The organism is Hymenobacter sp. DG01, from assembly GCF_006352025.1.
Lineage (GTDB): Bacteria > Bacteroidota > Bacteroidia > Cytophagales > Hymenobacteraceae > Hymenobacter.
Window position 1 is genome coordinate 1,579,924 of record NZ_CP040936.1, and the last position, 19,855, is coordinate 1,599,778.

The 19,855-nt window shown below is 61.9% G+C and carries 18 protein-coding genes; 8 read left to right on the plus strand and 10 right to left on the minus strand.

Going from position 1 to position 19,855, the window contains the following annotated elements; all coding sequences use genetic code 11:
- Window positions 1–7 precede the first annotated feature (7 nt).
- The 5 genes from arsS to FGZ14_RS06795 form a co-directional block, all read right to left on the minus strand.
- The gene (gene arsS / locus FGZ14_RS06775; protein ID WP_139926038.1) at window positions 8–1,054 is read right to left on the minus strand and encodes an arsenosugar biosynthesis radical SAM (seleno)protein ArsS; all 1,047 of its coding nucleotides are present in this window, start codon (window positions 1,052–1,054) and stop codon (window positions 8–10) included.
- Window positions 1,055–1,121: 67 nt separating this feature from the next.
- Window positions 1,122–1,454 (minus strand): arsenosugar biosynthesis-associated peroxidase-like protein, encoded by a 333-nt coding sequence (locus FGZ14_RS06780; protein WP_139922567.1) that lies wholly within the window; start codon window positions 1,452–1,454, stop codon window positions 1,122–1,124.
- Between the two features lie 89 nt (window positions 1,455–1,543).
- Window positions 1,544–2,086 (minus strand): heme NO-binding domain-containing protein, encoded by a 543-nt coding sequence (locus FGZ14_RS06785; protein WP_139922571.1) that lies wholly within the window; start codon window positions 2,084–2,086, stop codon window positions 1,544–1,546.
- Between the two features lie 124 nt (window positions 2,087–2,210).
- Window positions 2,211–3,113, minus strand: coding sequence for an anti-sigma factor domain-containing protein (locus tag FGZ14_RS06790; protein ID WP_139922573.1), 903 nt, complete (start codon window positions 3,111–3,113; stop codon window positions 2,211–2,213).
- Between the two features lie 2 nt (window positions 3,114–3,115).
- On the minus strand, window positions 3,116–3,673 hold the full coding sequence (locus FGZ14_RS06795) for an RNA polymerase sigma factor (RefSeq protein ID WP_257883362.1): 558 nt from the start codon (window positions 3,671–3,673) through the stop codon (window positions 3,116–3,118).
- Between the two features lie 248 nt (window positions 3,674–3,921).
- On the opposite strand from FGZ14_RS06795, the gene FGZ14_RS06800 reads away from it, so the two are divergent.
- The 3 genes from FGZ14_RS06800 to FGZ14_RS06810 all read left to right on the plus strand — a co-directional run bounded on the left by FGZ14_RS06800 (window position 3,922) and on the right by FGZ14_RS06810 (window position 6,939).
- Window positions 3,922–5,322 carry an NAD-dependent succinate-semialdehyde dehydrogenase gene (locus FGZ14_RS06800; protein ID WP_139922579.1) on the plus strand — a complete coding sequence of 467 codons (1,401 nt, stop codon included), beginning with the start codon at window positions 3,922–3,924 and terminating at the stop codon, window positions 5,320–5,322.
- 174 nt (window positions 5,323–5,496) lie between these two features.
- Entirely contained in the window at window positions 5,497–6,465 is a 969-nt protein-coding gene (locus FGZ14_RS06805; RefSeq protein WP_139922581.1) for a YafY family protein, read from the plus strand.
- Window positions 6,466–6,546: 81 nt separating this feature from the next.
- Entirely contained in the window at window positions 6,547–6,939 is a 393-nt protein-coding gene (locus FGZ14_RS06810) for a RidA family protein (protein WP_139922583.1), read from the plus strand.
- Window positions 6,940–7,026: 87 nt separating this feature from the next.
- Here FGZ14_RS06810 and FGZ14_RS06815 read toward each other — a convergent pair whose 3' ends face one another.
- Complete coding sequence (locus FGZ14_RS06815; protein ID WP_257883363.1) at window positions 7,027–7,422, minus strand: DUF2809 domain-containing protein; 396 nt, start codon at window positions 7,420–7,422, stop codon at window positions 7,027–7,029.
- A gap of 132 nt (window positions 7,423–7,554) precedes the next feature.
- On the opposite strand from FGZ14_RS06815, the gene FGZ14_RS06820 reads away from it, so the two are divergent.
- Window positions 7,555–8,340 (plus strand): oxygenase MpaB family protein, encoded by a 786-nt coding sequence (locus FGZ14_RS06820; RefSeq protein WP_139922584.1) that lies wholly within the window; start codon window positions 7,555–7,557, stop codon window positions 8,338–8,340.
- A 492-nt stretch (window positions 8,341–8,832) separates the two neighbouring features.
- Window positions 8,833–13,356, plus strand: a complete 4,524-nt coding sequence (locus tag FGZ14_RS06825; RefSeq protein ID WP_139922586.1) for an Ig-like domain-containing protein — start codon at window positions 8,833–8,835, stop codon at window positions 13,354–13,356.
- Between the two features lie 192 nt (window positions 13,357–13,548).
- Here the strand turns inward: FGZ14_RS06825 and FGZ14_RS06830 are convergent, their stop codons facing one another.
- Window positions 13,549–14,598 (minus strand): LLM class flavin-dependent oxidoreductase, encoded by a 1,050-nt coding sequence (locus tag FGZ14_RS06830; protein ID WP_139922587.1) that lies wholly within the window; start codon window positions 14,596–14,598, stop codon window positions 13,549–13,551.
- Between the two features lie 216 nt (window positions 14,599–14,814).
- Here FGZ14_RS06830 and FGZ14_RS06835 point away from each other — a divergent pair, with 216 nt between their 5' ends.
- Both FGZ14_RS06835 and FGZ14_RS06840 read left to right on the plus strand, forming a co-directional pair.
- Complete coding sequence (locus FGZ14_RS06835) at window positions 14,815–15,453, plus strand: sulfite oxidase-like oxidoreductase (RefSeq protein ID WP_139922589.1); 639 nt, start codon at window positions 14,815–14,817, stop codon at window positions 15,451–15,453.
- On the plus strand, window positions 15,450–16,190 hold the full coding sequence (locus tag FGZ14_RS06840; RefSeq protein ID WP_139922591.1) for a ferredoxin reductase: 741 nt from the start codon (window positions 15,450–15,452) through the stop codon (window positions 16,188–16,190). Before FGZ14_RS06835 ends, FGZ14_RS06840 begins: the two co-directional genes overlap by 4 nt.
- Window positions 16,191–16,306: 116 nt before the next feature.
- On the opposite strand, the gene FGZ14_RS06845 is transcribed toward FGZ14_RS06840, so the two are convergent.
- The 3 genes from FGZ14_RS06845 to FGZ14_RS06855 form a co-directional block, all read right to left on the minus strand.
- Entirely contained in the window at window positions 16,307–17,077 is a 771-nt protein-coding gene (locus tag FGZ14_RS06845; RefSeq protein WP_139922592.1) for a YdcF family protein, read from the minus strand.
- A gap of 203 nt (window positions 17,078–17,280) precedes the next feature.
- A complete protein-coding gene (locus tag FGZ14_RS06850; RefSeq protein ID WP_139922595.1) occupies window positions 17,281–17,631 on the minus strand; it encodes a thioredoxin family protein in 351 nt (116 codons plus the stop codon).
- A 132-nt stretch (window positions 17,632–17,763) separates the two neighbouring features.
- Window positions 17,764–19,545 carry a DUF885 domain-containing protein gene (locus tag FGZ14_RS06855; protein WP_139922597.1) on the minus strand — a complete coding sequence of 594 codons (1,782 nt, stop codon included), beginning with the start codon at window positions 19,543–19,545 and terminating at the stop codon, window positions 17,764–17,766.
- A 156-nt stretch (window positions 19,546–19,701) separates the two neighbouring features.
- Here FGZ14_RS06855 and FGZ14_RS21695 point away from each other — a divergent pair, with 156 nt between their 5' ends.
- Window positions 19,702–19,842 carry a hypothetical protein gene (locus FGZ14_RS21695; RefSeq protein ID WP_180754517.1) on the plus strand — a complete coding sequence of 47 codons (141 nt, stop codon included), beginning with the start codon at window positions 19,702–19,704 and terminating at the stop codon, window positions 19,840–19,842.
- The last annotated feature ends 13 nt before the right edge of the window (window positions 19,843–19,855 follow it).

Here is a 19,855-nt window from a genome sequence, read left to right on the forward strand (position 1 = left end):
GGAGCGGCTAGGTAGTGGCCCCGCCGCAGCTGGAGCCTGCCCCGGCGGTGCAGCCGTAGCAGTGCTGATTGACCACAATGGCGCGCCCAGCCAGGGTGGCCTCGTGAAAGTCGCGGATGTGACGCACGGAGCTGGCTACCGGCAGTTCAAGCATCTGGTTGAAGTCGCAGTCGTAGAGCTGGCCGTCCCAGCCGATGCTGAGAGTGGAGCGGCACATTACATTGGCCGCCGCCACAGGATTGTAGGCCGCTACCAGCTTCTGCATGTAGCTTTCGTAGTTGCCGCTTTCCAGCAAGTACTCCAGAAAGCGGCTAACCGGCAGATTAGTAATGGTAAGCAGGTTGTTGAACACGATGCCGTGCTCCCGCCCCAGCCGCTGCTTGAACTCCCGCTCCAGCCCTACCTGGCTGCCGGGCATGAAGGCCCCCGCCGGGTTGTACACCAGATCCAGGGTAAGGCCGGAGCCTTCCACGCCGTAGCCCGCCGCGTTCAGCAGCTGCAGGGCCCGGATGGAGCGCCCAAAAACACCGTCGCCGCGCTGGGCATCGGTGCGGCCCGCCGAGAAGTGCGGCAACGACGACACCACCCGCACCTGATGCCGGGCAAAGAACTCGGGCAGATCGTGGTATTTGGGGTTAGCCACGATAATGGTGAGGTTGCAGCGCACGATGGTCTGGCGGCCCAGAGCCGAAATCTGTTCTACCAGCCACCGGAAATCCGGATTCATTTCCGGCGCCCCGCCCGTGAGGTCCACCACCGGAATATCGGTCTGGGCCAGGGCCTGCAGACAGAGCTGCATGGTTTCCCGGGTCATGATTTCGGTGCGGTCGGGGCCGGCATCTACGTGGCAATGCTTGCAGACCTGGTTGCACATCTTGCCTACATTTATCTGCATCACACCCAGCTTGGTGGGCTGCAGGGGCAGCAGGCCGCTTTCCCGCAGGCGGTGCGCAAACGCGGGCAGCTGGGCCCCCACGGCCTCCGCCTGGGTCAGAACGGTAAGCTGGTAAGCGGTATCGGCTAGTGGGGCCTGCCGGGCCTGAAGTGACTTGATCATGTAGCGCTAACCTTCAACCTGAGAGAGTGGTTCGAAGCCGGGGCGGCGCCTCCCTCTGCTGCATTTACATACTGAGCTCCTTGGCCTTATTCATCATCTGCACGCCGTGCACCAGGGCGGCGCCTCCCTTAATGGCGGCGGCTACGTGCACGGCTTCCATCATCTGAGCTTCGTCGGCGCCTTTCTGGAGCGAGTCGGTGGTGTAGGCATCAATGCAGTAAGGACATTGCACGGCGTGGGCCACGGCCAAGGCAATCAGGGCCTTTTCCCGCTCCGTCAGGGCGCCTTCCTTGAATACCTCGGCGTAGTAGGCAAAAAACTTGTTGCCCATTTCAGACTGCCACTCCGTGATGTTACCAAATTTAGCCAGGTCGGCGGGGTTGTAGTAGGTGCTCATGGTGGGGGAAAGGATTTAGGGTAGAAAATTCAAAGGGAGCGTTCCGGCCTGGGCCGAACCGTAGTTTTGTTCTGACGCGGCCGGGCAGCTTAGCGCATCCGGCGCACCCGAATCCGGACTTCCTCGCCGTTTTCGCTGGTGGTGGGCTCTATCTGAATTACTTCAGCCTCGTCGTAGTATGCGGCTACCCCGCGCACGATACCCACCGCCAGCGCGCCCATGCGCCGCTTCGAAACGTAATCAATATACAACTCATCGGGGCCAATGCGGGTCACGTTCAGAACCGGGGGCGCGTTTTCGGTGTGCTCACTGCGCACCTGCCGGTGCATGGTGTTCTCCGTATGCTCCAGCATATCCAGGGTAGTCCACTCGGGCTGCAACAGTTTCTTATACATATACATCAGGTCAGGCACCAGGTATTCGCCCAGTTTTTCGTGCAGCTCATGGGCCGGAATACCGGTCATCTGCGCGGCCTCGCCTACCAGCCGGTACATGTGCTCATCGGGGTACACATGCTTGTGGTCGAAATCAGTAGCTGCCAGCCCGGAGTTTTCCAACAGCTGAATCCAGGTGCTGTGGTCATACTGGGTCTGAACGTAGCGCTTAAGAAGCGTAAAAATGGTTCCGTGCACGAGAAGGACTTATGAATGACTGGAAGATAGCCGAAAACCCTTTACGCAGAACTGCCCGATACGATAAGGAGCAGGCCGCTTGCACGACCTGCTCCTTTCTTACGCTTCAGAAAACCGCTTCCTCTTAGAGGTTGCCGATGACCGTCATGGTGCTCAGCGTGGGTGAGGCTACCCCGCCTTCGTCCTCTACCGTCATGGCAAAGGCCTGGGCGCTGGCAATATCCTTCATCTGCTGGATGCTGTCGCCGGCGGCGGTAGCGGAGGCCAGTACGCCGGCATCCACGGGCTTACCGTTGTCGAGGGCCCAAAGCTGGTACTGCTTGCCGGCCGGCGGCGCGGGCAGGTTCCGGACATCCACGTACACGGCCTTGGTCTGCGGGTTGTAGTACACGCGGGCCAGGGCATCCGGCGACTTGGGCGTACCCTTCAGCTCCACGGCCCGGAAGGCCTCGTTGCGCAGTACCCGCAGCTGCTGGTCCCGCTCGTTAAGGGCCGCTTTCTGGGTAGCCGCGTAGCGCGACTGCTCCGTTTGGGCTACTTCCAGGTTGGCTTCGGTTTCCTTCAGCCGGTTATAGAGCATAAAGTTGCCCAGGGCGCTGAGCATGAGCAGGGCCACGGAAGCGGCAATCAGCCACCGGGTGCGGCCGCTGTTGCTTTCCGGAGCGGGCATCTGCCGCACCACGGCTTCGGGGGCGGTGGTGGGGGTAGCCCCAGCCGCTTCCGCCGAGGAAGCCACCATGGAGGGGGCCACCGGGCCCGTGCCGTTAGCGGTTACCGCGGCGGCCGGGCTGGTTTCCCGGATGGCTTGCTGCCAGCCTCGCAGCACCCGCTCGCGCATGGCGGGGGGCGGCGTCACGGCGTGGGCTTCGGCGTAGGCATCCAGGGCCTGTATAGCATTCTTCAACTCCCGGTCAACTTCCGGGTGTTCCCGTGCGATGCGCTCCACTTCGGCGCGCTCGACCTCGGAGAGTACGCCCAGTGCATACTCCTCCAGGATACCTGATTCGATATACTCCTGAATATTCACAATTACCGAATCAATTTGGAAAGTACTTTGATGGCCGCCCGGGCGCGGGTTTTTACCGTGCCGAGCGGAAGGTTGAGTTCTTCTGCCACTTCGCTTTGCGTAAATCCGCCGAAATAAAGCAGGTCCACGATTTGCCGCTGCTCCGGATTCAGCTGGCGCGTCATTTCCTGCAGGCCAATGTGCTCAGGCCGGAACGCGGGTTCGGCGGCCTGGCGCAGCGCTGCACTTTCTTCGATGGGCTGCGTACGACTACCTACGCGGTACTGCCGGGACCGGATTTTGTCGATGGCTAAATTTCGGCACACATTCATCACCCACGTAAACAAACGGCCCTTATCGGCATCGTAGGACGGAAATGAGTGCCAGATCTTGACCATGGCCTCCTGCAGCACGTCCTCAGCAATTTCTTCTTTCTTTACAATGCGCAGAATTACCCCGTACAGCGCCGCGGAGTATTTGTCATAGAAGATGGTCATGGCCCCTTCGTCCCGGTCGCGCAGGCGTTGCACGAGCAGAACTTCAGTTTCGAGGGCGGCTGACTCTGGAGTTGGAACAGACACGGGCAGCAACTAAAGGAAACGGGACGGCGTAGCACCACATGCCCCGCAGATGAAACGAAAGTACTGGATAAACCTAAACTTCGGCGCGCAGGCACCCAAATAGTGCAAACGTACACGCCAGGGCCGTACTGCTACGGTGGCCTTACGGTTGAAGTTACCACGGACGAGCTTAACCCGAAAGCCGGTTGGCTTGTTTTGCTTTCCGCAGGGGCTTTATTCCGGGCCCCGCACCCTACTTTTCTCTCCTGATGGCTATTGAATCCTTTAACCCTTACACCGGCCGGGTGGAGCGCCGCTTCCGCGCCTTCAGCTGGACCAAGACTGAACGTATTCTGGGCCAGGCCCACCGGGCTTTCAGCGAGTGGCGCACTACCCCCTTCGAGCTGCGCAGCCGCCTGATGCACCGCGCCGCCGACTTGCTGCGTGAGCGGCAGGACGAGTTGGCCCGCCTGATGGCCCTTGAAATGGGCAAGCCTGTGGTGGATGGCCGCGCCGAAGTGCAAAAGTGCGCCCTCACCTGCGACTACTACGCCGAGCATGCCGAACAATTCCTGGCCGACGAGGAAATCAAGACCGAAGCACAACACAGCTTTATCTCGCACGAGCCCATTGGGGTAGTGCTGGCCGTGATGCCCTGGAACTTCCCGTTCTGGCAGGTGGTGCGCTTTGCCGCCCCGGCCCTGATGGCCGGCAATGTGGGTTTGCTCAAGCACGCTTCCAACGTGCCCCAGTGCGCCCTGGCCCTGGAGCAGATTTTCCACGAAGCTGGCTTTCCGCCTGCCATCTTCCGCACCCTGCTTATTGGCTCCGACCTGGTAGGCAAGCTGATTGAGGACGACCGGGTGAAGGCCGTAACACTAACCGGCTCGGAGCCGGCTGGGGCCCAGGTAGCCGCCACCGCCGGCCGCGAAATCAAAAAAACTGTGCTGGAGCTGGGCGGCTCCGATGCCTTTATTGTGCTGGCCGACGCCGATGTGGAGCTTGCCGCTAAAACCGCCGCCCAGGCCCGCATGATTAACGCCGGCCAAAGCTGCATTGCCGCCAAACGGTTCATCGTGGAGAAGGGGGTAGCCCGGGAGTTCGTGGCGAAGATGAAAGCGCACCTGCTGGCCTTCCAGACCGGCGACCCGCTGGATGAAGCCACCCAATACGGCCCCCTGGCCCGCCCCGATCTGGCCGACGAGCTGACCCAACAGGTAGAAGACTCCGTGAAGCAGGGTGCCAAAGTGGAGCTGCACGGCGGCCAAAGCAAGCCGGGCACCGCCCTGTTCCGCCCTACCATTCTCACGCGCGTGAAACCCGGCCAACGGGCTTACGAGGAAGAGTTTTTCGGGCCCGTGGCTATTATTCTGGAAGCCAGGGACGCCGACGATGCCATTCGCCTTGCCAACGACTCCCGTTTCGGGCTGGGCGGCTCCATCTGGACGCGGGATGTGCAGCGCGGCGAGCAGCTGGCGCGGCGCGTAGAGGCCGGGGCCGTGTTCGTGAACAGTATGGTGAAGTCGTCGCCGGAAATGCCGTTCGGGGGCGTCAAGAAATCGGGCTACGGCCGTGAGCTTTCCCACCTAGGCATCCGGGAGTTCGTCAACCAGAAATCCATTTGGGTGGCCAAAGAAACCAAGCCGGAAGCTCAGAAAAAGGTGGAGTAGCGGCAGAGGCGGTAAGATCTTCAGGTCAGGAACCGGTGGTTTCAGTGGTTCCCAGCTCTCGTGCGCCTACCCCTCATTACCCGTCAAACCTAGATCAGAGCAAGTACTTTTACTGCGCGGTAGCTAGTAGTGCACTGTTTGCCCACGCACTTGTACTTCCTTTTTATCTGGGTAATGAATCGATTTGACCGCGTAACAGCTATCCTGATTCAGTTGCAGGCCAAGCGCACGGTAAGCGGCCCCGCTTTGGCGGAGCAGTTTGGGGTGAGCTTGCGCACCATCTACCGCGACCTGCGCACCCTGGAAGAAGCCGGGGTGCCCCTGCTGGGCGAACCGGGAATAGGCTACTCTCTGGTAGAAGGCTACCGGCTGCCGCCCGTGATGTTTACCCGCGAAGAAGCCACGGCCCTGCTCACGGCCGAAAAGCTGGCGGCTCGCCTCACCGACGCGCCCACCGCCCGCCTCAGCGGCGCCGCTATGGACAAGCTGCGCGCCGTGCTGCGCCGCCCCGACCGTGACCATCTGGAAACCCTGGCCCCGCATATTCAGGTGCTCGGTCCCCGCGAACCGGCCGGCTCCCCCGAGGCCTATCAGCGGCTGGTAATGGCTGTGGCCACGCATCGGGTGGTGCGCCTGCGCTACCAGTCCGCCGATACCGCCGCCCCCTCCACCCGCGACGTTGAGCCCGTCAGCTTGTACCGAAGCCGGGTATGGCACGTAGTAGCCTACTGTCGGCTGCGCCAGACGTTCCGGGATTTTCGCCTGGACCGGGTTCAGCATCTGGAGCTACTAACGGAAGTGTTTACCCCGCGCCCCGACGCCCTGCGGCAGCACTGGGCTGCCCAGGCCAAGCAACGGCCCCGGGAGAAAGTCGTGCTGCGGTTTCAACCCGCGGCCATGCTGCCGGCCCTTGCCCAGCACCTACAGGATACCAAGTACCAATACGGCTGGACCCAGGAGCAACTATTGCCGGATGGCAGCCTGGAAATGACCTTCTTCATCGGCGACCTGCCCTACCTGGCTACCTGGCTGCTACCCTACGCGGGGGCCGTAACCATTGCAGAACCCGCGGCTTTAGAAGAGCACCTGCGTGAGCTGGCGCAACGGGTTTATTCTTTTTTTGCGGGCCCAAAAACATGCTGACATAAGGCTGTCAGTGAGCGCCCGAACCTTTGTAGAGTCGAAGGTGACAAACACCTTTTCATACCTCTTTACAAAGCCAAAATGGAAAAGCGCACCGTTGACCCCTGGAAATGGGGAGAACAAACTAACTCCGTACAAGCCGTTGAAATCAAGCAGCCCGCCGGCACGCTCTACTGCTCCGGGCAGGTAGCCATTGACCCAGAGGGCCGCCCCAGCACCGCCGACATGCACAGCCAGCTGCAGCAGGTTTTCCAGAACCTGGAGCAACTCATCGGCGAAGCAGGGTATGAGTGTCAGGGCATTGTGCGGCTGAATGTGTACACCACGTCGGTAGCGGAGTTCTTCACTACCTGCACCGATATCTACCAGGCCTGGATTGCCCGGCACGGCATCAAGCAAGCCACCACTATGGTAGAGGTTCAGGGCCTCTTCGCGGGCCTGACTATCGAGCTGGAAGCTATTGTAGTAAAATAAGCTCCTCCGTAATTAAGCCACCCACAGGGCAGGTGTATAGCTTGCCTGGTGGGTGGCTTGATTATGTATGAACCGTGGCGCGCGTGCTCAGGAAGTCTTGGCTTTGGCGCGCTGCCAGAGTCGCTCCAGCCCTACCCCCGCCAGTACGCCCAAGGTATAGCACAGCAGGTCGGTCCATAGGAAGCCTTGCCCCAGCACGAGGCGGCCGGGCGTGGTGGCACGCAAGGCGTTCAGCCAGGGCGCCTGGTACAGTTGGCTCGCTTCAATAAGGAATGCAAACCCTAGCGCTACCACCGCCGCCCGCCGCCTACCCCACCGGGGCCAGCTAAACCCTACCAGCCAGAACACGAGCAGAGCCCAGAGCGCGTCGCCGACGTAAGCGCCCACCCAGGTGGGCAACATGGCCTGGTACCGGCGGGAGGCCAGGCCCAACGCTATAGTAAGCAGGCTCAGAGTGGCATACGTCAGGCGGTTTCTGTTCACCGGCAAAAGAAAATATAGGTGCAGAAGCAAAATTAGTACTTACTTTGTATTTCAAAGTAATTTGCAATACATTAATGTATGGGGCATAGCACCGGATGCCGCGCCGGTTTGTTTGCCCGACTACGCTAGCTTATGGAATACTTCGTAAATCAGGAATCGGTGGTCCGTACCATCTGGGGCAAGGCCGATACGGTGCTGTTCATTTTTGCCGGGGCCGCCGCCGAGTTTGCCGTGAACAAGGCCGTGGATTGGCTCTACTTCACGGGTCGCCTGCCCGCCGACCCGCTGGGCCGGCTGTTTTCTACCGTGGAGTATGCCCGGCAGATTGTATTTGCCGACCGCGCCGGGGCCGAGCGGGCCATTGACACCATCACGGCTATTCACGAAGCGGTGGAAGCCAAACGTGGGCAGCGCATCCCGGCCTGGGCCTACCGCGACGTGCTCTACATGCTTATCGACTACTCCATTCGTTCTTTTGAGCTGCTGGAGCGCCCGCTTTCGGAGCTGGAGAAGGCGGAAGTGTTTGCCGTGTTTTGCCGGGTAGGCCAGCGCATGGGCATTCCGGAGTTGCCGACCACCTACACCGCCTGGCTTACCGACCGGGCCCAGCACCTGACCCAAAACCTGGCGCATAGCTCCTTCACTACTAACCTCTACCAGCAGTACCGCAAGCATCTGGGGCCGCTGCGCTACGGGCTGCTCCTGCAGGGGCAGGCGCTGGTAGTGCCCGAGCCGGTGCACCAGCTGCTGCACCTGGGCCGGCGCTCCTGGCTGAAGCCGGTGGTACCCCTCTACCGCTATACCCAGCACCTGGCCCTGAGCCAGTGGGTGAAAACAAGCCTGCTCCCCGCCGAATACCGGGCCCAGATTAAGGCCCTGGACGTGGAGCCTACCCTGCCGACGCGGCGGGCCGCCTAAGCCTGAAAGAAGCTCTACGCAGCAGAACAGGGTAGCACCGCCCGGCCGCAGATTTTGCTCTGGGCCGCCGCTGCTACTCTTGCTCCCGCGCGGTACCGTGCCAACCGGGGAAGAGCCTGCCGGCGCCGGGTAAAAAAATCTTGGGGTCGGCGTTTGTTTTTTAACCGTTAGGGAGCCTTTGCTACCACCTGCTATCCGGGCCATCTGCCCCCGGATGGCAGGTGGTTTTGCTTGTGCGCTAAGCGTATGAGCGTGTGCCTAAGGCAGGGATTGTGACCCGCGCAGCCACCAACACCGCTTGCATAAGGCCTGTAAACGCCGATACATTAGCATTATTAGCGGCTGTTATTGAATTTTTCCAAAGCCTGCCCGGCCTATCCCACTGGCCGCCCGCCACTTCCCGGCTACTGCCTTGCCTTCTGAACCTCAGCCGAACCGCTGTGGCTACCCCGCTCTCTCCGTCCCATTTTTTTGTCCCCAAATCCCACCTGTATGAAAATAACCTTCTACAAGTATGTCCGCCAGGTTCGTAGCCAGGGCCTGGCCTTGCTCGGCGGACTTTTGCTGCTAAGTCAGGCGCCGGCCCAGGCCCAGCAGCAGCTCGTCTGGGAAGAAAACTTTGAGAGCACCACCATCAACCCCAATACCTGGACCTTTGACCAGGGCGACGGGTGCGCCCAGGGCGTGTGCGGCTGGGGCAACAGCGAGCTGGAAACCTACACCAATCGCCCCGAAAACGCGCGCATCGAGAACGGGAACCTTGTCATTGAGGCCCGGCGCGAAAACTACCAGGGTAAGGCCTTCACCTCGGCCCGCCTGAAAACCCTGGGGCGCGTGCAGTTTAAGTATGGCACCCTGGAAGCCCGCATCAAAGTGCCCAACCTGCAGAACGGGCTGTGGCCGGCTTTCTGGACGCTGGGCGCCAGCGGCACCTGGCCCGCCAGCGGCGAAATCGACATTATGGAAATGGGCTCGGCAGCGGCTATTCAGGCCGGCCTCACCAACCGGCGCCTGGGCGGGGCTACCCACTGGGAAAACAACAACTCCCACGCCGCCTACGACACCCACTACGACAGCCCCACCGACCTGACCACCGACTACCACGTGTACCGCATGAGCTGGGACAGCCAGTTTATCCGGATGTTCATTGACGGGCACGAGTACTACGCCATTGATATTTCCAAGGCCGCAGCGGCTGACCTGGAAGAGTTTCACCAGGCTCAGTACATTCTGCTGAACCTGGCCGTGGGCGGGCAGTACACTGGCATCTACGACCAGAACGCCATTTCAGCGCCCCTACCCGGCCGGATGCTGGTGGACTACATCCGTCTCTACCAAAGCCCCGGCGACGAGCTGTACCTGGGCTCCAACAACAGCATAGCCGGCGACTTTGGCATCTACACCGAAAACCCGGCCATCACCAACCGCCTCAACTACGGGCAGGATGCCAACCTCTACCTCTGGAACAACCTCACCAACATCGCCGGCGCTACCCCCTTCGAGGGGCAGGAAGTGCTGGCCCTGCGCGCCAACGCCGGCACTTGGTTTGGCTTCGGGGTCGATAATCAGGTAAAAAACCTGGTAGCCTTCGATAAGGGCTCCCTGAAATTTCAGTTCAAGACCTCCTACGCCGGACAGTTCAAGTTCGGTATTAAGTCGGGGGCCGGGGAAAGCTGGGTTGATTTCCCCGCCGGCGCGACCAAGTACGGCCTGCTGCGCGACGGGCAGTGGCACGAGGTAGTCATTCCGATGTCGGCGTTTGGGAACGGGGACCTGGGCTCGGTGACGCAAACCTTCATGTTTGCCGGCGACGCGGCCAGCTCCCAGGCCGATTTCTACTTCGACAACATCTACTACAGCGGCGGCGTGGCCACCAACCCCGCTCCCACCGTCAGCCTGACCTCGCCCACCAACGAGGCCCTGATTACCACGCCTGCTACCCTCACCCTCACGGCCAACGCCGCCGACGCTAATGGCTCGGTGACGAAGGTGGAATTTTACAACGGCTTTACCCTCATTGGCACCGCCACCACCGCGCCCTACAGCGCCACCTGGGCTAATGTAGCGCCCGGCGTGTACACCCTCACAGCCAAGGCCACCGACAACGAAGGGGTAGTAACTACCTCGGCCCCGGTAACCGTGTTTGTGGCCGCGCCCAACAACGTAGCCCCCGCCGTGAGCCTGACCTCGCCTGCGGCCAGTGGCAGCTTTACCACGCCCGCTACCATCACGCTGGAAGCCAACGCCACCGACTCCGACGGCAGCGTGTACAAGGTGGAATTCTATAACGGCACGACCCTGCTCGGCACCGATTTCACCAGTCCCTACACCTACACCTGGAGCGGGGTAGCGGCCGGCACCTACTCCCTCACGGCCCGCGTGACAGACAACGGCAAGGTTTCGACGACTTCCGCCCCGGTGAGCATCACGGTGAAAAGCAACGTTATAGCTGGCCCCAACTTCGGAGTATATACCGATAACGCCCAGATTTCTGATAAGCTGGTATTTGGGCAGGATGCCAACCTGTATATCTGGAACAACCTTAGCAACATCGCCTCCCCTACCCCCTTCGAGGGTCCGAACGTGCTGGCCCTGCGCGCGGCGGCGGGTAACTGGTTTGGCTTCGGTATTGCCAACGATATCAAGAACCTGGCGGCTTTTAAGGATGGCTCCCTGAAGTTTCAGTTCAAGACGTCCTACACCGGGCAGTTCAAGTTTGGGGTGAAAACCGGGGGCGTGGAAGGCTGGGTTGATTTCCCGGCCGGCGCCACCCAGTATGGCTTACTGCGCGACGGACAGTGGCACGAGGTGGTCATTCCGCTTAAGGCCTTCGGCAACCTCGACTGGGCTACCCTGGAGCAGTCGTTTATGTTTGCCGGCGACGCCCCCGCTGCGCAGGCCGACTTCTTTTTCGACCATGTGTACTACAACACCCAGCCGGTGGTACTCCCTCCGGTTACCTACTGCGCCACCGCCCCCAGCGGCGACTACAGCTACGCCGTAACCACTACCGGTACCAGCGTAAACTTCACGTTTCATCCCCTGGGTGGGGTAGCGGGCGGTAACCTGGCTATTCTCTACGTGAACGGCCCCGGCTACTCGATGACCAAAAATGCCGCCGGCGACTTCACCTACACCCTGCCCAACCAAACGGCCGGCCAGGCCCTGAACTTCTACTTTACCTACCAGGTGGGGGCCGGCGGACCGGAGCGCAACTCCGCGGCCGCGCCCCACAGCTACACCGTGGGCACTGTATGCGGCAGCACGCCCGCGCCCGCCGCGCCCACCGTCAGCCTGACCTCGCCCACCGCCTCGGCTACCTTCACGGCTCCGGCTACTATTACCCTCACGGCCAACGCGGCTGATACCGACGGGACCATCACGAAAGTAGAGTTCTACCAGGGTACTACCCTGCTGGGCACCAGCACCGCCAGCCCCTACTCGTTTACCTGGGCGGGTGCCACGGCCGGCACTTACTCGCTTACGGCCAAGGCCTTCGACAATGCCGGCCTCTCCACTACCTCGGCCCCGGTGACGGTAACCGTTACGGGCGGCACTACCCCCGGCGGCTCCGGCGACTACTGCGGCACGGCCCCCAACGGCGACTATAGCTGGAAGGCCGTAACGAATGGCAGCAGCGTCACCTTTACCTTCCACCCATTGGGCGCCACGGCGGGCGGCAACCTGGCTATTGTGTACGTGAACGGGCCCGGCTATGGCATGACTAAAAACCCGGCCGGCGACTTTACTTACACGGTGCCCAACCAAACCAGCGGCACTGTCCTGAGCGTGTACTTCACCTACCAGGTTGGCCCCGGCGGTCTGGAGCGCAACACGGCAGCTACCCCCCATATCTACACGGTAGGCACCAGCTGCGCCGCCGCGCCCGCCAACGTAGCGCCTACCGTAACCCTTACCGCGCCCACCTCGGCTACCTTCACGGCCCCGGCTACCCTTACCCTCACAGCCACGGCCGCCGATGCGGATGGCAGCGTTAGCAAAGTGGAGTTCTACCAGGGCACTACCCTGTTGGGCTCCGATGCTACGGCGCCCTACAGCTTCACCTGGACGGGCGTGGCAGCCGGCAGCTACTCGCTCACGGCCAAGGCTTTCGATGACAAAAACCTCTCGGCTACCTCCACCGCTGTGGCTATTACGGTCATCGTGCCGGACGCCGATGGCGACGGCTACCCCGCCGACCAGGACTGCAACGACCAGGATGCCAGCATCAACCCCGGCGCCAAGGACGCCTGTGGCATTGACCGCAACTGCGACGGCCAGCTGGACCTGCCGGCTCAGGTAGCACCTACTATTGCGGTGCAGCTTTCTTCCACAGTGTACACCGGCGGCGACGGCAAGACTATTTACCTGGGCTATGGGCCGCAGGGAGTAGTGCTGACCGCAGCCGCTCCGGGCGCCGCTACCTACCGCTGGAGCTGGAACTCGGCAATGGGAGTTGGCAGCAGCACGGGCGCCAGTATCCGGCTTTCGCCCACCAAGCCCGGCAGCTATCCGTTCACGGTGGTGGCTACCAACGCCGCTGGCTGCACCGCCGAGGCGACCATCACGATTACGGTAATCAATGTCCGCGGCATTAAGCAGGCCGACAAAGTGCTGGTATGCCACCAGGGCGAAACTCTGGAAATCAGCTCCAGCGCCGTAGCGGCTCACCTTAACCACGGCGACAAGCTTGGCAGCTGTGCCGCGCCGGCTGCCCGGCCTGCCGCTTCGGCCGCGCCCACGGCTACCGTGGCTGCTTCCGATGTAAGCTTCTACCCCAACCCGGGCCAGGGCCGCATCAGCCTGGAAGTAGCCCTGGCTCAGGCCACGCGCTACACCCTCAGTGTGTATGATCTGAAAGGTGCGCTGATGAAAACCATCCGTAGTGGGCAGGCCCAGGCCGGGGAGCGGCTGACCCTGGACTGGGATGCCCACGAGGCGGCCAATGGCCTCTACCTGGTGCGGCTCGTCACGGAGCAGACCGTCATCAACAAACGCCTGGAAATCCGACACTAACCGAAAACAAGCTTGGCCATCAGTAAAAAAGCCCCAACCGGATGGTTGGGGCTTTTTGATTTCGGGTACCTGCGTAAGCAAGGACACCCTACACTTCGGTTCACCCTCAGCAAAGCGGGGAATTGGAGCTGGCTTCCAAAGTAAAATCCCGGTTTTTCGCTTTGCCCGGAATGACACCGTGAGTTCAACTTCTTACACTTGATTGGGCACTACTTCTAGCGGCACAACCGGCCGGGCGGTGCCGGCCAGCTCGGCCAGGATTTCGTAGGAGCGCAGGCGGGCGGCAGGGTCGTAGATGTGCGACACCACCATCAGCTCCTGCACCTGGGTTTGCGCCCGGAAGGCTTCCAGCTTGCGGGCCAGGGTTTCGGGGCCACCAATAAACACGTAGGTCATCATCTGGCGCACGGCGGCCTCCTCGTAGTCGGTCCAGTAGCCGTCCATGGTGTCCAGCGGGGGCTGGAGCGGGAACGTAGTACCCCGGATGATGCCCAGGGCAAACACATAGAATGAGGTAGCCAGGCGCTCGGCTTCCTCATCGGTATCGGCCGCAATAACATTCACGCAGGCCATAGCATAGGACTCCGAAAGCTGGGCCGAAGGCCGGAAGTTGTTGCGGTACAGGCGCAGAGCTTCGTGCAGATACGTGGGCGCAAAGTGGCTGGCGAAGGCGAACGGCAGGCCCAGCATAGCCGCCAGCTGAGCACTGTAAGTGCTGGAGCCCAGCAGCCAGATGGGAATATCGAGCCCTTCGCCCGGCACGGCCCGCACCCGGCTACCCCGGTTTTCGGCCGAAAGATAGGTTTGCAGCTCCTGCACGTTCTGGGGGAAGTCGTTGGCGGCCGTATGCTGGTCGCGCCGCAGGGCCATGGCCGTGAGCTGGTCGGTGCCGGGGGCGCGGCCCAGGCCCAGGTCAATGCGGCCGGGGTAGAGCGAGGCCAGCGTGCCGAACTGCTCGGCAATAACCAGGGGGGCGTGGTTGGGCAGCATAATGCCCCCCGAGCCAACCCGGATGGTAGAAGTAGCTCCGGCTACGTGCCCAATCAGAATGGATGTGGCCGAGGAGGCAATGCTGGCCATGTTGTGGTGCTCGGCCAGCCAGTAGCGCCGGTAGCCCCACTGCTCGGCGTGGCGGGCCAGGTCCACAGTGTTGCGAAACGTATCGGCGGCGGTGTAGCCGGCCCGGATGGCGGCCAGATCCAGCACCGAGAGGGTGAGGTTGGCAAGCGGCGTGGTAGTCATAGCAAAAACGAAAGAAAAAGCGTTGGGTAGCGGCCCCGCCCCGTATGAGCGGTTTTTGGCCGCGGTGGGCCTTCTGCGCTGCCGGCTGTTTTGCCAGGAAGCAGAAGACAGAAAAACCAAGCCGGAGCCCCAAAGGTTTAGGGTTCGTTTGGACTATTGCACCGGAGCCCGACAGAACCAGCTGCCTCCGTCCGGCGCCGCCCTACCCCCTTTGCTATGCAGAACCCCTTCTTCAACCGGGGCTTTCAGCGCAAGCGGCCCGCCAGCCAGCATGTGCTACCCCCCGGCCAGTACGAAACCCAGGATTTTCCGGTGCTCAGTGCCGGGCCCACTCCCCGCATCGGCACCACCAAATGGGCATTCGGGCTGGATGGACTGGTAGCGCAGCCGCAGCACTGGAGCTGGGCCGGGTTTAACGCCCTGCCCCAGCAGGATTTCACGGTGGATATTCACTGCGTAACTCAGTGGTCGAAGTTTGGCACCCAGTGGCGCGGCGTGAGCCTGGATACGCTGCTAGCCCTGGCGGGCCCTACTCCCGAGGCTCGCTATGTAATGGCCCACTGCTACGGGGGCTACACCACCAACCTGCCCCTGGCCGACCTGCTGGGCGGCAAGGCCTTTATTGGGCTGGAGTACGATGGCAAGCCCCTGGCACCCGACCACGGCGGCCCGGCCCGATTGGTAGTGCCTCACCTCTACTTCTGGAAAAGTGCCAAGTGGGTGCAGCGCCTGGAGCTGCTGGCCGAAGACGCGCCTGGATTCTGGGAGCGGGCCGGCTACAGCATGTACGGCGACCCATGGAAGGAGCAGCGCTACCTCGATGATGACGAGGACCTGTCCGCCGGCACCCGATGAGCCGCCTGGAATGGCAGCTGGCCACCGTGGAGGCCGTAGTGCCGGAAACGCCCCGCGTCAAAACGTTTGTATTGCGCCTACCCGCCTGGCAGCCCCACCGCGCCGGCCAGCACTATACCCTGCGCCTCACCGCCCCCGACGGCTACCAGGCCCTGCGCAGCTACTCCATTGCCTCCCCACCCGAGCAAACCGGCCAGATTGCCCTTACCGTGGAGCTGATAGAGGAAGGTGAAGTATCGGGCTACCTCTTTGAGGGCGTGCAAGCCGGCGACCAGCTGGAAGTGCGCGGTCCTATTGGTGGGTATTTCGTGTGGGAAGCTACGCCCCAGGCCGGGCCCCTGCTGCTAGTAGCCGGCGGCTCGGGAGTGGTGCCCCTGATGGCCATGCTGCGCCACCGCCAGCAAGCGGGCCTGCGCAACCCCACCGTACTGCTGTACAGCATCCGGACACCCGACGACGTGATTTATGGGCCCGAGCTGCAGGCCATGGCCGCCGCTGATGCCTTGTTTACCTTGCTGCCCACATTCACCCGCCAGGCCCCGGAGGGCTGGATCGGCTACCGGCGGCGCCCCGATGCGGACATGCTAACCGAAGTGTTGAGCCGGTTTCCTACCCCGCCCGAGTGCTTTATCTGCGGGCCAAACGGGCTGGTAGAAGCCGCTGCCACTGGCCTGGCTGCCCAGGGCGTGCCCCCGGAACACATCCGGACCGAGCGGTTCGGCCCCAGCGGCGTGTAGCCACCGGCCAGCCCGGTGCCGCCCGCCCAGTCCAACGCCAAAGGCATCCGACCGGGCGGGCGGAAGAGTTTGGGTTGATTCAGGGGGTAGGCAGGCACTGAGCCGGTTGGGCGTGATTACGCCAGGTAGCCCCGTACCTGGTACACCAGGTACCCGGCTATTTCGTGCACCAGAATACCCCAGAGGCGAGGGGCATCATCCGAGGGAATCAGCCAGTAGGTGAGTGTAGGCTGCCGGTCCATGGAGTAGTAGGAAGCCGGAAAAGCAGCCGGGTGCAGCCCTACCCCCCGGAAGCAGCCCAAGGCCCGGCGCTCATGAAAAGCGGAGGTAATCAGCACGATGGACTTTATTTCGGGGTTCCGCGCCAGCAGGCTCTGGGTGTTGAGGGCGTTTTCGCGGGTGTTGCGGCTGCGGGTTTCCAGCAGAATATCCTGGCGGGGCACGCCGGCCAGCCGCAGCAGAATCCCCAGCTCCTCGGCTTCGGTGCGGGTTTTGGGGCCACCCAGGGCCCCCGACCCGCCTGACACGATGATCTTCCGGATACGGCCCGCGCGGTACAGCCATAGCGTGTGCAGCAGCCGGTCGGCGCCCTGCTCCACGTACACCCGGTCGTGGGGCGACTTGCGGCCCTTGGTGATGCCCGTCAGCAGCACCCCGGCATCGTGGCTCCCTAGTTGCTGCAGGGCTACTGGGGGCACCTCCCAAGCCAGCAGGGCCTCGTTTACCAGCGCCCCATTGGTGAGCACCAGGGCCAGCACCAGGGCGGCCACTTTCAGCCGGTGGCCCCAGGGCGACTTGCGCAATATCAAGGCCAGCACCAGCAGCCCCACCAGCCACAGCGTAGGCGACAAAACAAAATCCAGCAGCTTGGACAGAACGAAAAACATAAGCGCAAAACTACAAGCGCCCACCTAACCAGCCGCGCCCAATGGCACTTTCACTGGTCTGGCAGAGTGAATATGCCGCACGAAAAACGCCCGTCTCCCAGCGTGCCGCACACCAGAAAACGGGCGTTATCATTGATTGTCAGACTATTCAACAGCTACCTCCAACCGCTACGGAGCGCTGCAGCCGGGCCGGCAGCGTTCAGCTAGGCTTCAGCAGAAGCGGTCTGCTCGGGGCAGGTTTGCAGCTTGCCCAGCATTTCCAAGACCTCGTCTTCGCTGCGTAGCGTGTCGCATTCCAGCAGGCGGCCCCGGCAGTAGGCTGCAAAGAACGGAGCCACTTTGGCGTCCATCATTTTGCGGGCCACGGGGTTTTCATCTGAGTCAAGACGCAGGAAAACCGTTTTCTGGAACCGTTCGTCCATGGAAAACCGCTCGAAGGGCGGAGCCAGCAGGTCGCACACCTCACAGTTCTCGGAAGTGAATTTGGCCAGCACGCGGGGGTAGTCGTGAATGAGGGTGCGCAGGCCGGCGTCGTTCGTGTCAATAACTTTCATGCGGTAGGAAAAAGGTGCCTGAAGCAGCCAACCAGTACCGGTTAGCTTAATTTTTCGGCAGACAAAAAGTCCGGCCCGAAAAATTCCATTTCGGGCCGGATTTTCAGTTTCTACGACAGTGCTTCTGATGGGTTAGCTACTTTTCAGCATCATCTGGCGGATGTACTTCACGGGGGCGCTGCCGTAGCTCAGGAACTGCTCGTGGAAGGACTTCAGATCGAACTTGCTGCCCTGCTGCTTTTTCAGCTCCTGGCGCAAATCATAGATTTCGGTGGAGCCGGTGAAGTAGCTGTTGAGCTGCACCTGGCTCAGGGTGGCGCGGCGCCACTTGTTACGGGCCTCGGCTTCTTCCTGAAACCCGTCGCGCTGGAGCAGGGCCACGGCCTGGGTTTCGGTGATGGTACCGGCCTGCACGTCGTGGTCGAGGATGGCGTTCAGGGTCACGCGCATGTTCCACTTATCCCACATCAGCCAGATTTCGTCGGTGTTGCCGCCGTAGCCGCTTTCCAGCATCATGCGCTCGGTGTACACGGCCCAGCCCTCAATCATGGCCCCGTTGCCGAAGATGGACTTCACCAGCGAGGGGCTACGGTTGGCGTACACCAGTTGGGTGTAGTGGCCCGGAATGGCTTCGTGGATGTTAAGAATCTGGAGGGTGTACTGGTTGTACTCGCGCAGGTAGCTTTCGGCCTGGGCCGCCGTTTGCCCATCCAGAGGCTCCACGTTATAATAGGTATTGGCAGCCTTATCGTAGGGGCCGGGGGCCGAAATGCTGGCCCCGGCGCCGCTGCCGCGCATGTATAGGGGCGTTTCGCGTACTACCAGGGGCTTGGTGGGGTCCTGGGTGAGCAGCTTATGATCATCCACCCACTTCACGAGGGTAGGCATCTGGTCCTTCACGGCCTGCACGAAGCCGGCGGGGGTAGCGTGCTTCTCGGAGAGCTTACCGATAACCTGCTTGATCAGGGCTACGGAATCGGTGGGCGCGGTCTGGCCAGGGAAGTACTTGGGCCAGAGGCGGGCGGCGCGCTTGCCCATGTCGCGGAGCAGCTCCTGGCGGTGCTGCTGGGCCTTTTGGTACACCTGGTCGGCGGAGTAGGTGGACTGAATATCCAGGGCGAACTTGCGGTCAAACAGGGGCTTGCCGATGCGGAAGCTCCGGAACTTGCTGGCCGGCAGCACCTCCTGCTGCAGAAAGCGCACGTAGCCTTCCATCACGAGGCGGGTGGTAGCAATGCGGCTCTGCAGGTCCTTCTTCTCCTGGGCCGTCAGCCCCGACTTCGCCACCGAATCCTGCAGGGCCTGACCGAACACGGCCAACCCGCCCTGGTTTTGCAGAATGGCCAGGTTGGTATGCTCGCGGGTGGGCGTCTGGATGTTCTGCTTAGCGGCCTCGTAGTAGTCGGCGGCGCGGCTGATTTTGCTGCTGATGGCGCGCAGGCGGCGGTCGAGGGGGTGGTAGCGGCCGTTCAGGATTTCGGCCACCGAGGAGCCCAGATTGTAGTTAGCCGGGTTCCATTGCCAGTCGCGCAGAGTATCGGCGTAGAAGCGGGCCGATTCCAGGTAGTTCTGCAGCAGGCGGTAGTCGGTCTGGTTGTTTACCGACAGATCCTCAACCTTGAAGATTTCCATTTCCTGGCGACGGCGCGCCAGGGCGGCGGCCTCCGTCTGGCGGCGGCCGGCGTTAGGAATTACCAGCAGGGAATCGTAGCGGTGGTAGCCGGCCGAGGAGGCCCATTCGGGGTTATAGTACCACAAGGAGTCAATGAAGCGCTGCTTATACCGGTCAAAGTCGGCATCAACGGTTTCGGGGGTGCCAGAGGTGGGCTTGGAGCCGGAGTTGCAGGCGCCGAGGGCCGCCAGGCCCGCCACAGCCGCCGCCAGCACCAGCCGGGAGGGGTAGGAGTTCGTCATGAATACAGGAAAAGGGGTAGTTCAGGTGCCAAGGTAGCGGACAAGGACGCAGAAACCGGCCGGGCGTTGCGGCCCGCGGCCTGCCCTCGCGGCGTCCGTCGCAACTTACTTATCTTACGGCCGCTAGTATCCTACCCCTGTTTTTATTCCTGACTTATGCGCAATGCTTCCTTAGCAGCTTATCTGAACCTGGAGGGCTACGCGACGGCTATCCCCTTGGATGCCAGCCGCTACGAGAGGTTTCAGCACCTTGATTACCGGGGTCGCCCCCGCAGCCGGGTGCGGGCCGGGCGCTAGAACTTCGTTACCA

Bases quoted from the DNA above. Each gene is read 5' to 3' on its own strand.
- FGZ14_RS06780 (WP_139922567.1), bottom strand. From the start codon at position 1,454: ATGAGCACCTACTACAACCCCGCCGACCTGGCTAAATTTGGTAACATC.
- FGZ14_RS06800 (WP_139922579.1), top strand. From the start codon at position 3,922: ATGGCTATTGAATCCTTTAACCCTTACACCGGCCGGGTGGAGCGCCGC.
- FGZ14_RS06805 (WP_139922581.1), top strand. From the start codon at position 5,497: ATGAATCGATTTGACCGCGTAACAGCTATCCTGATTCAGTTGCAGGCC.
- FGZ14_RS06810 (WP_139922583.1), top strand. From the start codon at position 6,547: ATGGAAAAGCGCACCGTTGACCCCTGGAAATGGGGAGAACAAACTAAC.
- FGZ14_RS06820 (WP_139922584.1), top strand. From the start codon at position 7,555: ATGGAATACTTCGTAAATCAGGAATCGGTGGTCCGTACCATCTGGGGC.
- FGZ14_RS06825 (WP_139922586.1), top strand. From the start codon at position 8,833: ATGAAAATAACCTTCTACAAGTATGTCCGCCAGGTTCGTAGCCAGGGC.
- FGZ14_RS06830 (WP_139922587.1), bottom strand. From the start codon at position 14,598: ATGACTACCACGCCGCTTGCCAACCTCACCCTCTCGGTGCTGGATCTG.
- FGZ14_RS06835 (WP_139922589.1), top strand. From the start codon at position 14,815: ATGCAGAACCCCTTCTTCAACCGGGGCTTTCAGCGCAAGCGGCCCGCC.
- FGZ14_RS06840 (WP_139922591.1), top strand. From the start codon at position 15,450: ATGAGCCGCCTGGAATGGCAGCTGGCCACCGTGGAGGCCGTAGTGCCG.
- FGZ14_RS06845 (WP_139922592.1), bottom strand. From the start codon at position 17,077: ATGTTTTTCGTTCTGTCCAAGCTGCTGGATTTTGTTTTGTCGCCTACG.
- FGZ14_RS06850 (WP_139922595.1), bottom strand. From the start codon at position 17,631: ATGAAAGTTATTGACACGAACGACGCCGGCCTGCGCACCCTCATTCAC.
- FGZ14_RS06855 (WP_139922597.1), bottom strand. From the start codon at position 19,545: ATGACGAACTCCTACCCCTCCCGGCTGGTGCTGGCGGCGGCTGTGGCG.
- FGZ14_RS21695 (WP_180754517.1), top strand. From the start codon at position 19,702: ATGCGCAATGCTTCCTTAGCAGCTTATCTGAACCTGGAGGGCTACGCG.